General features: G+C 64.6%; 13 protein-coding genes. 5 read left to right on the forward strand and 8 right to left on the reverse strand.

All coding sequences use genetic code 11. The features are described 5' to 3' along the window. Positions 1-356: 356 nt before the first annotated feature. Positions 357-4,130 (forward strand): vitamin B12-dependent ribonucleotide reductase, encoded by a 3,774-nt coding sequence (locus EN857_RS23335; RefSeq protein ID WP_127391157.1) that lies wholly within the window; start codon positions 357-359, stop codon positions 4,128-4,130. 193 nt (positions 4,131-4,323) lie between these two features. Here EN857_RS23335 and EN857_RS23340 read toward each other — a convergent pair whose 3' ends face one another. Then, positions 4,324-4,932, reverse strand: coding sequence for a class I SAM-dependent methyltransferase (locus tag EN857_RS23340; protein WP_127391158.1), 609 nt, complete (start codon positions 4,930-4,932; stop codon positions 4,324-4,326). A 39-nt stretch (positions 4,933-4,971) separates the two neighbouring features. Continuing rightward, on the reverse strand, positions 4,972-5,139 hold the full coding sequence (locus EN857_RS34860) for a hypothetical protein (protein ID WP_187331398.1): 168 nt from the start codon (positions 5,137-5,139) through the stop codon (positions 4,972-4,974). 105 nt (positions 5,140-5,244) lie between these two features. On the opposite strand from EN857_RS34860, the gene EN857_RS23345 reads away from it, so the two are divergent. Next, positions 5,245-6,159: a LysR family transcriptional regulator gene (locus EN857_RS23345; protein ID WP_127285450.1), complete on the forward strand. Its 915-nt coding sequence runs from the start codon at positions 5,245-5,247 to the stop codon at positions 6,157-6,159. 67 nt (positions 6,160-6,226) lie between these two features. On the opposite strand, the gene EN857_RS23350 is transcribed toward EN857_RS23345, so the two are convergent. Together EN857_RS23350 and EN857_RS23355 are read right to left on the reverse strand one after the other, a co-directional pair. After that, complete coding sequence (locus tag EN857_RS23350) at positions 6,227-6,769, reverse strand: DUF2314 domain-containing protein (protein ID WP_127287014.1); 543 nt, start codon at positions 6,767-6,769, stop codon at positions 6,227-6,229. A 192-nt stretch (positions 6,770-6,961) separates the two neighbouring features. Continuing rightward, the gene (locus tag EN857_RS23355; protein WP_127391159.1) at positions 6,962-8,056 is read right to left on the reverse strand and encodes a GH25 family lysozyme; all 1,095 of its coding nucleotides are present in this window, start codon (positions 8,054-8,056) and stop codon (positions 6,962-6,964) included. Positions 8,057-8,299: 243 nt separating this feature from the next. On the opposite strand from EN857_RS23355, the gene EN857_RS23360 reads away from it, so the two are divergent. Then, entirely contained in the window at positions 8,300-9,211 is a 912-nt protein-coding gene (locus EN857_RS23360; RefSeq protein WP_127391160.1) for a hypothetical protein, read from the forward strand. A 27-nt stretch (positions 9,212-9,238) separates the two neighbouring features. Here the strand turns inward: EN857_RS23360 and EN857_RS23365 are convergent, their stop codons facing one another. The 4 genes from EN857_RS23365 to EN857_RS23380 form a co-directional block, all read right to left on the reverse strand. Next, entirely contained in the window at positions 9,239-9,451 is a 213-nt protein-coding gene (locus EN857_RS23365; RefSeq protein ID WP_127287011.1) for a hypothetical protein, read from the reverse strand. A 128-nt stretch (positions 9,452-9,579) separates the two neighbouring features. After that, entirely contained in the window at positions 9,580-9,975 is a 396-nt protein-coding gene (locus EN857_RS23370) for a GFA family protein (protein WP_127287010.1), read from the reverse strand. 178 nt (positions 9,976-10,153) lie between these two features. Further along, entirely contained in the window at positions 10,154-11,107 is a 954-nt protein-coding gene (locus EN857_RS23375; protein WP_127391161.1) for an alpha/beta hydrolase, read from the reverse strand. A gap of 89 nt (positions 11,108-11,196) precedes the next feature. Next, complete coding sequence (locus EN857_RS23380; RefSeq protein ID WP_126054808.1) at positions 11,197-11,445, reverse strand: ParB N-terminal domain-containing protein; 249 nt, start codon at positions 11,443-11,445, stop codon at positions 11,197-11,199. Positions 11,446-11,595: 150 nt separating this feature from the next. Between EN857_RS23380 and EN857_RS23385 the strand changes: the two genes are divergently transcribed. Beyond that, on the forward strand, positions 11,596-13,236 hold the full coding sequence (locus EN857_RS23385) for a N,N-dimethylformamidase beta subunit family domain-containing protein (protein ID WP_127391162.1): 1,641 nt from the start codon (positions 11,596-11,598) through the stop codon (positions 13,234-13,236). A gap of 1 nt (position 13,237) precedes the next feature. Then, positions 13,238-14,620, forward strand: a complete 1,383-nt coding sequence (locus EN857_RS23390) for an aspartate aminotransferase family protein (RefSeq protein ID WP_127391163.1) — start codon at positions 13,238-13,240, stop codon at positions 14,618-14,620. Positions 14,621-14,628: the final 8 nt, after the last annotated feature.

Genomic DNA, 14,628 nt, shown 5'->3' on the forward strand with positions numbered 1-14,628 from the left:
GGCGGAAGCGTTGGGATTGGGTGGGGCTTGGGTGGCGAAAAGGGAGAATTGTCGGACTGGAAAAAATGATCTGTTAACACTATATTTAGTGTTTGCAGGCAGGTTCGACCCTAGATAGTGTGAAACCCTCGATCGGGGGAATCGCGAAAAAGTTTCAAAGTTTTGAGGGACCCGCAGGGGGTTCGTCGGCGAGTTGGAGAGGCCCTTCGCAAGAAGTTGGCCAGCGCGCCGCGCCACGACTGCGAAGGAGATGCCGGCGTCGTCAAGATGCCGGCAAACGGCGGACCGCGCGTTTCGCTTTCGGGGCATGAATCCCTGGGGAAAAGCGCTATATATAGACACAAAGGACCGGACCAATGCGCATCGAGCGTCGTTTCACCAAGCCAGGACAATCCGCCTACGCGGAGATCGAATTCCGCAAGGCGCTTTCCGAGATCAAGAATCCGGATGGCTCGGTGGTGTTCCGCCTGGACAATATCGACGTGCCGGCGCAGTTCAGCCAAGTCGCCGCCGACATCCTGGCGCAGAAGTATTTCCGCAAGGCCGGCGTTCCCGCGCGCCTGAAGAAGGTCGAGGAGAACGACGTCCCCTCCTTCCTGTGGCGCTCGGTCCCCGACGAGGCCGAACTCGCCAAGCTCCCCGAGGCCGAGCGCTATGGCTCCGAGATCGATGCTCGCCAGGTCTTCGACCGCCTCGCCGGCACCTGGACCTACTGGGGCTGGAAGGGCGGCTACTTCAAGTCCGAGGAAGACGCGCGCGCCTTCCGCGACGAGCTTGCCTATATGCTGGCCACGCAGCGCGTCGCGCCGAACTCGCCGCAATGGTTCAACACCGGCCTGCACTGGGCCTATGGCATCGACGGCCCGAGCCAGGGTCACTTCTATGTCGACCCCTTCACCGGCAAGCTGACCAAGTCGAAGTCCTCCTACGAGCATCCGCAGCCGCATGCCTGCTTCATCCAGGGCGTGCAGGACGACCTCGTCAACGAGGGCGGCATCATGGACCTGTGGGTGCGCGAGGCGCGCCTGTTCAAATATGGCTCCGGCACCGGCTCCAACTTCTCGCTGCTGCGCGGCGAAGGCGAGAAGCTGTCCGGCGGCGGTCGCTCCTCCGGCCTGATGAGCTTCCTCAAGATCGGCGATCGCGCGGCGGGCGCCATCAAGTCGGGCGGCACGACGCGCCGCGCCGCCAAGATGGTCATCGTCGACGTCGACCATCCCGATATCGAGGAGTTCATCGACTGGAAGGTCAATGAAGAGCAGAAGGTCGCCTCGCTGGTGACCGGCTCGAAGATCGTCAAGAAGCACCTCGAAGCGATCATGAAGGCCTGCGTCAATTGCGAAGGCCATGACGACGACTGCTTCGACCCGGCGATCAACACGGCGCTGAAGCGCGAGATCAAAGCGGCCAAGAAGGACGCGGTGCCGGAGAACTATATCTACCGGGTCATCCAGTTCGCCCGCCAGGGCTACACCTCGATGTCGTTCAAGACCTACGACACCGACTGGGATTCAGATGCCTACCTGACCGTCTCCGGCCAGAACTCCAACAATTCGGTGTCGCTGAAGGACAATTTCCTGCGCGCTGTCGAGGCCGATGGCGACTGGCAGCTGACCGCCCGCAAGGACGGCAAGGCGCTGAAGACGCTGAAGGCGCGCGACCTGTGGGAAAAGATCGGCTACGCCGCCTGGGCGTCGGCCGATCCCGGCCTGCACTTCAACACGACGATGAACGACTGGCACACCTGCGCCTCGGCCGGCGCGATCCGGGCTTCCAACCCGTGCTCGGAATACATGTTCCTCGACGACACGGCCTGCAACCTCGCCTCGATCAACCTGCTGCCCTACCGCAATGCCGACGGCACGATCGACATCGCCACTTACGAGCACACGGTGCGGCTGTGGACCATCGTGCTCGAGATCTCGGTGATGATGGCGCAGTTCCCGTCGAAGGAGATCGCCAAGCTCTCCTACGAATACCGCACGCTCGGCCTCGGCTACGCCAATATCGGCGGCCTGCTGATGACCTCGGGCATTCCGTACGATTCCGACGAGGGCCGCGCCATCTGCGCCGCGCTCACCGCGATCATGACCGGCACGGCTTACGCCACCTCGGCCGAGATGGCGGCCGAGCTCGGCGCCTTCCCGGACTATGACCGCAACGCCCAGAACATGCTACGCGTCATGCGCAACCACCGCCGCGCCGCCTATGGCGACAAGGACGGCTACGAGAAGCTCGCCGTCAATCCGGTGCCGCTGGTCGCGTCCGATCTGAAGCAGCAGGCGCTCGCTGAGCACGCCAAGGCGGCCTGGGACCGCGCCATCGAGCTCGGCGAGGAGCACGGCTACCGCAATGCGCAGGCAACCGTGATCGCGCCGACCGGCACGATCGGCCTGGTCATGGATTGCGACACCACCGGCATCGAGCCCGACTTCGCGCTGGTCAAGTTCAAGAAGCTCGCCGGCGGCGGCTACTTCAAGATCATCAACCGCGCCGTGCCGGAAGCGCTGCGCACGCTCGGCTATTCCGAGAGCCAGATCGCCGAGATCGAGGCCTATGCGGTCGGCCACGGCAACCTCAACCAGGCGCCCGGTATCAATCCCGGCTCGCTGAAGGCCAAGGGCTTTTCCGACGACAAGATCGCGGCGCTGAACGCGGCGCTGAAGTCGGCCTTCGACATCAAGTTCGTCTTCAACCAGTGGACGCTGGGCGCCGACTGGGTGAAGGAGACGCTCGGCTTCACCGACGAGCAGCTCGGCGATTTCTCGTTCGAGATGCTGCCGGCGCTTGGCTTCTCGAAGAAGGACATCGAGGCCGCCAACATCCATGTCTGCGGTGCGATGACGCTGGAAGGCGCGCCGTTCCTGAAGGCCGAGCACCTCGCGGTGTTCGACTGTGCCAGCCCGTGCGGCAAGATCGGCAAGCGCTCGCTGTCGATCAACAGCCACATCCTGATGATGGCGGCGGCGCAGCCCTTCATCTCCGGCGCCATCTCCAAGACCATCAACATGCCGAACGAAGCGACGGTGGAGGACGCAAAGAACGCCTACATGCTGTCGTGGAAGCTGGCGCTGAAGGCGAACGCCCTCTATCGCGACGGCTCGAAGCTGTCGCAGCCGCTCAATGCCTCGCTGCTCGCCGATGGCGAGGAGGATGAGGATGAGCTGGTCGAGCAGCTGATCGCGGCACCCGCCGCGCAGCGCGCCGTGCAGGTGACGGAAAAGATCGTCGAGCGCGTGGTGGAGCGGCTCTACCGCGACCGCGAGAAGCTGCCGAACCGCCGCAAGGGCTACACGCAGAAGGCAGTGGTCGGCGGCCACAAGGTGTATCTCCGCACCGGCGAGTTCGACGACGGTCGCCTGGGCGAAATCTTCATCGACATGCACAAGGAAGGTGCCGCGTTCCGCGCGATGATGAACAACTTCGCCATCGCCATCTCGCTCGGCCTGCAGTACGGCGTGCCGCTCGACGAATATGTCGAGGCCTTCACCTTCACCAAGTTCGAGCCGGCCGGCATGGTGCAGGGCAACGACGCCATCAAGAACGCGACGTCGATCCTCGACTACGTGTTCCGCGAGCTCGCCGTCTCCTACCTCGCCCGCCACGACCTCGCCCATGTCGACCAGTCGGACTTCGACAAGACGGCGCTCGGCCGCGGCATCACCGAAGGCAAGGCGACGCCGTTCTCGAAGGGCCTGACTCGCGGCGTTTCGCCGGTCAAGCTGGTTTCGGGCGCCGGCGGCGATCCCAAGGGCTTTGGCGGCTCTGCGCCGACGACGGCCCCTGCCCGCGCGGCACCGACCGCCTTCTCCGGCTCCAACGTCTTGACGCTGAAGCCGGCGAGCGACGAGGCCATCGCCTACAAGCGCGACTATGAGGAGCGCGCCAGGGAACTGGCCGAGGACATCGTCGAAGAAGAAGCCGAGGCTTCCAGCACAGAGGCACTGTTCACCGACGCCGCCGCGCAGGAAGCCGCCGACGCCAAGAAGCTCGCCGCGACACGGCGCCAGCAGTCGCTGCTGCAGGGCTACACCGGCAACGAATGCTCGGAGTGCCACAACTTCACCATGGTGCGGAACGGCACCTGCGAGAAGTGCGATACGTGTGGAAGCACGAGCGGGTGCAGCTGAGGAATCTGAGCATCTGAAACGGATCGGCCCGGTCGCAAGATCGGGCCGATTTTCTTTTAGACAATCCGTGAGGCTGGCGGTGCGATCAGATCACCATCAAGGTTTGGCGTAGGTTCGCGTCAGCTGGAGCACCCCTCATCCGGCCGCTTCGCGGCCACCTTCTCCCACAAGGGGAGAAGGGAAAAGCGTCGCGTCATGCCGGCCTGACAGCCAGGAACGTGTTCCATTCCTCGCGATTGCGGCCCTCGTTGAAATCGTCCCTGATCAGGACCAGCCCGGCGCTCTCGATACGGGCCACGAAGTCGTCCCGGCGCCACAGGACGGTGTGATAGTTGCCGTCCGTCTCGTCGTCGCCATTGCGCATCGACACCAGGAAGGCGCCGCCTGGCCGCAGCGATCCGGCTATCCTGGCGAGCACCTGATCGATCTGGTCGCGGGGCACATGGATCAGGACGGCGAGCGCCAGCACTGCATCGTAGGGGCCGCCGAGATCGTCGGTGAGGAGATCGAGAAGCTCGCCGTGCTTGCCGCGCGCAGCCTGCAGGTCGAGAAACCGCTTTGTCGCGTCGGTGCGGCGAACCTTGACGCCCAGGCCCTCCAGAAAGTCGGCGTCGTATCCCGCTCCCGACCCGACTTCGAGAATCTGGCCGGCGGTGCCAGCGATCGCCACAAGGCGCTTCAGCGATGCCTGTTCTCTGTCGTTGGGGACATGCCGCACGATTTGATCGTAGCGTTCCGCATAGTCCTCATAGGCGCTGATCGTTTGACGGCTCTTCGCCAGAGCCTGCGATAATGCATCCATCTTTCCCTCCCTCGCGTCGGTCAAGGCGCCGGACTTGCCTCAGCGAAGGGTGCCGGGAGGCACGCGTCCGTCGAGCATGCCGATGTCGCGCAGGAAATGGTCCGACAGCGAACGGCGGTCAAGCAGGCCGCGCGTGCGTGGCCTGAACGGCGCGATGAAGAGGTCGAGAACCGGACGACGAAGCGTGCTGTAAAGGGTGGTGGTCATTGCCGTGTCCTTTCGGGTTCGAGTTCGATGACCAGAGCATGCCGTTTTCCGGCCTTGGATTCCAATCGAACCTCGCGTAGCATGCATCAGGAGGATTGATGCGTCATGAGTTGGGAGCTGCCGCCGCTAGGCGCCATCCGCGTGTTTGAGGCCGCGGCGCGGCTGGGCAGTTTCACCAAGGCGGCCGAAGAACTCGGCATGACCCAGTCGGCGGCCAGCTATCAGATCAAGGTGCTGGAAGAACGCGCGGGAACGCCGCTTTTCATAAGAAAAACAAGACAGATCGCCCTGACCGAGGCCGGACAGCAGTTGGCGCCGCACGCATCAGGCGCATTCTCGGCCCTGGCCGATGCGTGGGTCGCGACCAAGGGCGGCGCGACCGGCGTGCTGTCGGTGACGACCATGGAGACCTTCGCAACGAACTGGCTGGCCGTATGGCTTGGAACATTCCAGTTGATGCATCCCGATCTCGCCGTGAAGGTGAACACATCGCCCCGCCTGGTCGATTTCACGCGCGAGGACATGGATGTCGGGATCCGCACCGGCACCGGAAAATGGCCCGGCCTGACGGCGCACTATCTCTTCAAGGCTGACTATACGCCGATGCTCAGCCCGCGACTGGCCGAGAGCGTGGGCGGCATCCACCGTCCCGAGGATCTCTACAAGGTGGCGCTATGCTGCGCCGACGATCCCTGGTGGAAAATCTGGTTCGAGGCGGCCGGCGTGCCGTTCGAGCCCGATCGCGTCATCGCGGGTCCGACGCTGGGGTCGCAGGCCTACGATGCAATGGCAGCGCTGACCGACCAGGGCGCCGCGATCCTCACCCGCAACATCTATAGCGCCCTGCTGGCCAAGGGACAGCTGATCCAGCCTTTTGAAGTGCTTGGATCCGATGGCGACGGCTATTGGCTGGTGCATCTGGAAAGCCGCCGCAATGCACCCAAGATCAAGGTGTTCCGCGACTGGGTGCTGGCCCAGACGGCCGAGATACGCGAGCGCGAAAGACGCGAGGCAAGGTAAGGCTAGGGTCAAGCTCGAGGATGACGACCGCGCGGGGTGCGACTCTCCTCCTCTCGGGGGAGTCGGATCAATCCTTGAAGGTGATGCCGTATTTCGCGGCCTGTTCCTTCGGCATGTCCGCAAACGCCTGGCGCACGGTATAGCCGCCGTAAACCTCGCCGCCGTTCTTGACCATCCAGTCCTCGACGTCGGCTTCCGCCACCGTCATGCGGTCGCCCATCTTGTATTTGGTGCCGTTGACCGGCTCGTCGGCGAGCAGGCCGATGAAGGTGCCGTCGCCCAGGCCGGTGAGCTGCATCCAGATGTGCTCGGTGGCGCCGTTCTGGGTCAGCGGGAACTTCACCGTGTAGGTGCCGGGCGTGCCGGCGGCCATCAGCTCGTGGAAGCGCGGCAGCGTCGAGTGGCCCTTGTTCTTGGCGGCCTGCATCGCCTTGTCTTCGGTGGAATAGGCGACGACGTTCTCCGTCATCGCGCGAGGCGCCGTCTGCGAGGCGCCCGGCGCCGCGGCCGGAATGGCCATCGGCTTGTCGCTCCGCCCGTGCCCGAGCGCATTGAAAAATCCGTAGCCGACAGCGGCCACGAAGACGATTGCCAGAACCGGATTGCGCATCGACCCCTCCATGCCCATTCATGCCGGGCCGCGCGGCGTTGCGCGCGGCATGCATGATCACGCGGATGTTACCAGCCGGGCATTGCAGGACCACTAAGGAAAAAGGTGAGTGGATCCTTAGCAAATCGCTGAAAATGCCGCCGGGGGATGGGGACGACGGCGGCCTGCCGGTAGTCGCGCCAGCCGGAACGCTCAGTCCGCGTCGGCGACGGTCGTCTGTCCGCCGGCCCATGCTCGCCAGGCGCGCTCGTCGCCATGGAAGACGTTGAGGTCGATGCGGCCCCTCACCCCGTGCGAAAGGCCGGAGCCGGAATACTGCCAGAACACCCATTTGCGGCCGGGATAGACCTTTGACGGATGGCGCGCCACGGCGCGCAGCCAGAACGGATAGTCGGGGAAGGCGCCGCGCAGATTGTCGCGATAGAAGTCGGGGCTGGTGTAGATGATCGGACGCTGGCCGTAATAGCGTTCAAGCTTGTCCATGAACACCTGCATCTTCTCCAGCACCGTGTCGCGCGACGGCCGCCGCTTGCAGGACGACTCGCCGTTCCATTCGACGTCGATCACCGGCGGCAGCGCGCCCTCGACCCGCGGCACATTGCGGATGAACCAGTCAGCCTGCTCGCCGGCGGTGCGGCACCAGTAGAAGAAATGATAGGCGCCGCGCTTCAGCCCGGCAGAGTCGGCGTTGCGCCAGTTGGTCCTGAACATCGGGTCGAGATGATCGCCGCCGTCGGTCGCCTTGATGTAGGCGAAGTTGGCGCCCTGGGCGCGCAGCTTTTCCCAGTTGACGTTGCCTTGCCAGCGCGAAACGTCGACGCCGTGCACGGCAAGGTGCCGGGGCGAGGCGCGGCCGAAATTGATCGGCTTGGCATCGCGGAAGCCATAGCGGGTGACGGGACCGGCCAGCATCGCGGGCGCCGCCCGCGACAGACGCTTCGGCGGCGCCATAAGGGCTGCCGGCTGGACCGGCGGCTCGACGCTGTCGGGCAGGTTCGGCGCGGGGAACGCGACCGTCTCTTCCTCGGCAAGACTGAACGGAGGCGCATTGTCGTCGGCCACCGGCTCCGGTGGCCGCATGCGCGCGTCGCCTGCCATCGATGTGGTCTCGAACGTCGTTTCCGTTTCGGCCGTGGCCTCGGCCGCCGCGACGGGCGCGCGCGGCCTGACGACGGAACTGGTGGTTTCGTTGGACGGCACCTGCAAGGCGTCCATGCCCGATGTGGACGAGCAGCCGGCAAGGCACAGCGATGCAAGCACAAAACTGACGACGCCTGAGAACCGCATCTGGACCTGTACACAAAACAAAACAGGCCGAGGGCGGATTGCCACCGGCAGATCCGATTCCTAACGAGAAATTACCAATAAAGTTTGAATCAACTTGTTAGGGATAAATGGCGGCTCGCCGGCGGCATCATCGGAATGTCCTCGGGGCAACGGTGTTTCCCACATCCTGCTTGACAAGCCTCGCCATGATATTATCCTCCACTAATCTTACATCGTAAGGTTAGGCTTTCGGGAGGAGAAGCCATGTCGTCCGCCCTGTCGGAACTGGAACCCGTCATAGTGCCGGTGCCGCATCCGCCGGCCATCGCGATCGAGGATGTGTCAGGCGATTTCAGCCGCGCCATCGAGCGCGCCGAGGTCAGTGCCTGGCTCGACCTCTACGCCGCGGCGCCGGCCGATTTCGCCGCGCAGCAAGGGCTTTCGATGGCGGCAGACGGCGACCTCGCCTGGACGACCTGCACGACGATCCCGTTCATCCATTTCAACTGCGTGAAGAATCTCGGCGTCGACAGCCCGGCTACCGAAAGCCAGCTCGACACGCTGCTGGCGCATTACCGCGCTGCCGGCATTTCGCGGCCCTGGTTCTACGTCAATCCGCACACCGAACCTTCCCGGCTCAGATGCTGGCTCGAAGCGCGCGGCCTGCAGCGCCAGGGCGGCTGGGAGCGTATCTATCGCGAAGCGGAGCCACTGCCATCCGAGCCGCTCTTCGCGGCCGACGGGGTTGCTGTCGAGCGCGTTACGAAATCAACGGCGGCGGAATGGGCCGGCTTCATCGACCGTCAGTATCGGCTGGCGACCTCACCCTGGCTGCTGGCGCTGGTCGGCCGCAAGGGCTGGCATCATTACATGCTGAAGCGGGACGGCGCGGTGGTGGCGGTGCGCTCGCTGTTCATCGGCGCCGACGGCGCGGCCTGGAGCGGCATCGACGCACCGGTGCCCGGCATCATGGCGCCGAGCTTCGATCTCGACGCGGTGCTTGGCGAAGCGCTGGTCCGCGACGGCCTGGCGGCCGGCGCGAAACTGTTCGTCGCCGACATCGAAGCGCCGCATGAGGAGCGCGACGGCCCTGCCTATCGCAACTATGCGCGCCTTGGCTTCAGGATCGCCTATTTCCGCAGCCATTACAGCTATTTGCCGGCTACTTCCAACTAAAGGATTCAGCTTGTTCTTGGAATTGCTTTAGACCCGCAGCCATTGCCGGAAACAGTTCTTGGCGACCATGTGGGCCGGCGGCACCATCGGCTGGCCGGCGCGCATGTCGTCAGCCGCGCCGCCGCGAGCCCTCTCGAGCAGGGTGCGAAGCTCCGCCGGCTGCACGCGGTCGCGCTCCATCACGAGCCGGACCATCGGGTCGTTCAAAAGCTCGTCCAGGGTGTTGATGCTCTCGCTCATCCGTCGCCTCCTCGAATGCCGGCCCGCGCACGATAGATAGGCAGCCAATGATGGCCCGCCAATGACGCTTTGCCGGCTATGTCGTGAATCGAAGATGAAATTTTTGTGCAGGACTGCGTCGAAATGAGTCAGGCCGGTGGCAGGCCCTCATATTGCGGCAGGCCGTCGTCCAACCGTACCCAGGGCTGCTTCGAGGCCGTCCAGAAATGCATGTCGGGCTTGAACAGGGAAGGATCGTCGAGCGAGCCCGAGGTGATGCCAAGAATGCCCCTGGAATCGCGCCTGGAAAACAGCGTCGCACCGCAGGCCGCGCAAAAGCCGCGCTTGAGGTCCGGCGAGGAGTTGACGGTCGCCACTTCGCCCTCGACGGTCACGTCGTCGATGCGAAACAGCAGCCGCGCGTTGAACGCCGCGCCGATCGCCTTCTGGCAGATCCGGCAGTGGCAGACGCGTTCGTTGATCGGCGCCACCTCGGCGCGGTAGCGCACCGCTCCGCACAGGCAGCCGCCCTGATATTTCGTCATCGCCGGTATCCGTTCGCTCGGGAAGAATGCCGGAACCGTAGCCGGGCGGGTCGCTGCGTCAATTCAAAAGCTTTTATGGAATGCCATCGTTTGCGATGATGCGACCGGCGCAGATGGCAGCGCGTCCAAAAGCACGCGGCCGCCTCCAGGGAGACGGCCGCATGAGATTGCCGACCCGCTATTCGGTTGCGCCGAGCATCTCGTCCCAGCTCTTCACCTTAGTCACACCGTCGAGGAAGGGCAGTGCGGTGGCGGGCAGTTCCGGCGCGAAAAAGATGTCGTAGTGGGTGCGGTTGGGGATGATCGCCAGCCGGTTCTGCGACAGGTTCTCGCGCATCCAGCCGGCATCCTTCTGGCCGCCGCCGAGCATCTGGAAGAACTTGATCTCGTGCTCGGGCTTGTACATGTCGCTGTCGCCGTAGACGAGCATGACCGGCATGTTCAGCTTCGGCACATCGGCCGAGAAGTCGCGCTCGTTGCGCATGAAGTTGCCGAGCGTGTCGAGCAGTCTCGGGAAATCGTCCGGATGCGGCGCCACGGCGACGTAGGATTTGTACATCGGCGTATCCTTCATGAACGGGGCCGCCGCCGCGCTCACCTGCGCCTGCTGCGGGCGCATCTCGTCGTAGAAGCCGTTGGTGGCATAGCCCGTCGACACCATCACCAGCCGGCGCACCGCCTCCGGGTGCTGGACAGCCATGCGGAAGGCGACGCCGCCGCCCAGCGAATAGCCCATGACGTCGACCTGGTCGTAGCCAAGCGCCTTGACGATCGCCGCCATGTCGTCGCCCATCGCTTCGACACTGAACGGCCGCTCGCCAAGCGCGGTGCGGCCATGGCCCTGCAGATCCACGGCGATCACGGTGCGATGCGCGGCGAATTGCGGCAGGACCGGCGCGAACATGTCGGTGGAACCGAGGCCGCCATGCAGCAGCAGCAGCGGCTCGCCCTTGCCGTAGATGGCGTAGTAGTAATTCAGGCCGTCGATCGGCAGCAGGCCGGATCTCTCCGGCTTCACAGCGGCTTTGGTGGCAGCGGTCATGGCAGGCTTTGTCTCCTCGGATTGTGCATCTGGCGCGGTAATCAGGGCCACGGCCGAAGCGAGCATGGCGAAAAACAGGTTCTTGGGCATTCGGTCTCCTCCAGTTGTGCCCCAAGGACGCGACGGCAGAGCGCAAGCCGACATGGCCGCGAGAAAATTTGCAGCAGATGTGAAATTGGCTAGTGGCGCTTGGCCTGCACCAGATAGGCGTCGATCTCGGTCTCGCCGAGCCATTTGGCGGCTTCCAGCCGGTGCAGGCCTTCAACCAGAATGTGGCGCTTGCCGTCATGGCGGACCTGGATCGGCATTTTCATACCGTTTTCGAGAATGTCCTCGGCCAGATGGCGGACGGTTTCCGGGTGGAGCGTCTTGCGGCGCGCGGCGGGCACATAGATGTCGTCGACCTTGACCTTTTGCACGCGCAGCATCTTGGCTCCCGGCGCTGAAAATTCGCCCTGACATGAGATAGTCTGTTTGCCGGATATGGCCAAGGGCAAGCGGATGCTGGCCCGATCGTTTCCAATTGACGCTTGGCCGGCCAATGGTCTCAATGGCGGCCTGTTGGTTTCAGGTGTTCATTGACGCGACTGCCGACCGAATTCCCCGATTTCGGGCTGACGCCCGAGCAGCGCCGCGAGGCGGTGCGTGGCCATTACTACGAATGGCCCGGCATGGACGGCGCGCGCGGCGAGATCTGGTGCTACAGCGACCGTTTTTCGTACCGCCCCGGCGAAACGGTGGCGTTACATGTCAGCGCGACGGCGCCGCAATTCGGCATCACGATTGTTCGCGACGGCGGCGCCGAAACAAGGGTGTTCGAAAAAACCGGCATCGCGGCGCGCTGGCAGGAGACGCCCGACCAATGTTCGGTCGAAGGCTGCGGCTGGGACACTTCCTTCGAGTTCCGCATCGGCGATGCCTGGCCGTCCGGCGCCTACCGCGTCACGCTCACGGCCGAGGGCCGCGACGGCACGCCGATCCAGAGCCATCACCTCTTCATCGTCACGCCCCTGCCCGGCAAGAAACCCGGCCGCTTGCTGCAGGTCGCGGCGACGGGAACCTGGCTCGCCTACAACACGTGGGGCGGCTCCAACCACTATCAGGGCATCACCGGCCCGAACCGGGACCAATACGCCACGATGGTGTCGACGCAGCGTCCCTGGTGCCGCGGCTTCGTCGTGCTGCCGAAGGAGGCCCCGCGCGTACCGCTGGAGATCGCGGTGCCGCCGAAGACCGTGCCGCGATATCCGCACATGGAATGGGCCTTCGCCACCGGCCATTCGAAGAAATACGCCTCGTCCGGCTGGGCGAGCTATGACAGCCATTTCTTCCGCTTCACCGAGCGCGCCGGCTACGCGATCGATCTCGCCAGCCAGCACGACTTGCACTTTGCGCCCGATATCCTCGACGGCTATGACTGCGTCGTCTTCGTCGGCCATGACGAATACTGGACCTGGGAGATGCGCGACGCGGTCGACGCCTATGTGGAGCGTGGCGGCCACGCGGCACGCTTTGCCGGCAATTTCATGTGGCAGACCAGGTTGGAAGACGAGGGGCGGCGGCAGGTCTGCTACAAATACCGGGCGCGTGCCGAGGACCCGGCCTATCGCGGCGGCGACGTGACCCGCGCAACCAACTCCTGGGAAGCGCCCGAGATCGGCCGGCCGGGTTCGGCAACCTTCGGCCTCAATGCCACCAGGGGCGTCTATGCCGGCTGGGGCGGCTGCGCGCCGCGCGGCGTGCGCGGCTTCCCGGTCTATCGCCCCGAACACTGGGCCTTCGCCGGCACCGGCATCTATTACGGCGACCTGCTCGGCGCCGACAGCCATGTCTACGGCTATGAGGTCGACGGGCTGGATTTCGAGATCCGCGGCGGCCTGCCCTACCCGACCGAGCAGAGCGGCGCGCCGGACGGCCTGCAGGTGCTGGCGGTCGGCATGGCGAGCCAGGTCGAGGAAAGCGCGGACATCCCGATCGAGGACCAGTTCCTCACCGACGAGGATGGTCGCTTCACCGCCGAGACGCTGTTCGGCGAAGCCAGCGACGCCAATCTCGACAAGGTCAAGCGCGGCAACGGCATGATCGTCAATTTCCCGCGCGGCAAGGGCGAAGTGTTCCATGCCGGAAGCTGCGAATGGGTCGCCGGCCTGCTAAGGCAGGACGCGATGGTCGAGCGCGTGACCAAAAATGTCCTCGACCACTATCTCGGAAAGTCCTGACATGCCGAAACCGCAAGTCCAGAATGCAACTGACGCCGAAGCGCGGCCGCCGTCGCATCTGTTCTATCTGTCCAGCCTGCGCCGGCCGCTCGTCGAGCGTGCCGAGGGCATCTATTTCTGGACCAAGGACGGCCGCCGCTTCATCGACGGATCGAGCGGACCGATGGTCGCCAATATCGGCCATTCCAACCGCAATGTGCTCGACGCCATGAAGCGGCAGATGGACAAGACCACCTTCGCCTATCGGCTGCATTTCGAGAACGAGCCCGCGGAAGAGCTGGCGCGGGAGCTGGCCGGCAAGCTGCCCGCCGGCATGGACCGCATCTTCTTCGTCTCCGGCGGCTCCGAGGCAACGGAATCCTGCATCAAGCTTGCCCGGCAATGGGCGGTTGCCACCGGCCAGCCCAAGCGCTGGAAGGTGATCGCCCGCTTCCCTTCCTATCATGGCGGCACGCTGGGCTCGCTCGCGGTCACCGGCGACGATGCGCTGGCCGAGACTTTCCTTCCGATGATGCGGGCGATGCCGACGGTGCCGGCGCCGACGGCTTGGCGCGACCGCGACAACCTCTCGCTGGAACAGCGTGGCATCCGGTATGCCGACATGCTCGAAGAAAAGATCCAGGCCGAAGGGCCGGAGAGCGTGGTCGCCTTCATCATGGAACCGGTCGGCGGGGCGGCAACGGCCGCTCTTGTCGCGCCCGACAGCTACTATCCGCGCATCCGCGAAATCTGCGACCGCTACGGCATCCTTCTGATCCATGACGAGGTGATGAGCGGCGCCGGCCGAACCGGCAAATTCCTCGGCGGCGACCACTGGAACTGCAAGCCGGACCTGGTCGCGCTGTCGAAGGGGCTGGGCTCGGGCTACGCGCCGCTCGGCGCGCTGGCCGCACCGAAGCGGCTGGTCGAGCCGCTGCTTGCCGCCGGCGGCTTCCAGCATGGCCACACCTATGCCGGCAATCCGCTCGCCTGCGCCGCCGGGCTCGCAGTGCTCGGCGAGATGGATCGTCTCGACCTTATCGCGAACGCCGCCGCCATGGGCGACGTGCTGATCGGCGAACTGAGGGCGTTGCAAAAGCGCTTTCCCTTCATCGCCGACGTGCGCGGCAAGGGCCTGCTGCTCGGCGCTGAGATGGTTGCCGATCCGGAGACGCTGACGCCGATCGCGCCGGGCAAGAAGGCGACGCAGCGCCTGCTCGACCTCGCTTATGAACGCGGCCTCATCATCTACGGCCGCAAGGTCAAGGGCGGCGTCGACGGCGACAATTTCATGGTCGCGCCACCAATGATCATCACGCGCGAGCAGATCGGCGAGATGATCGCCATCATCGGCGACTCGCTGGCAGCGCTCGCCGCCGAACTCGACCTGCCGGTCGAAAGCTGAAGGGGTAG

The organism is Mesorhizobium sp. M4B.F.Ca.ET.214.01.1.1, from assembly GCF_004791545.1.
Classification (GTDB): domain Bacteria; phylum Pseudomonadota; class Alphaproteobacteria; order Rhizobiales; family Rhizobiaceae; genus Mesorhizobium; species Mesorhizobium abyssinicae.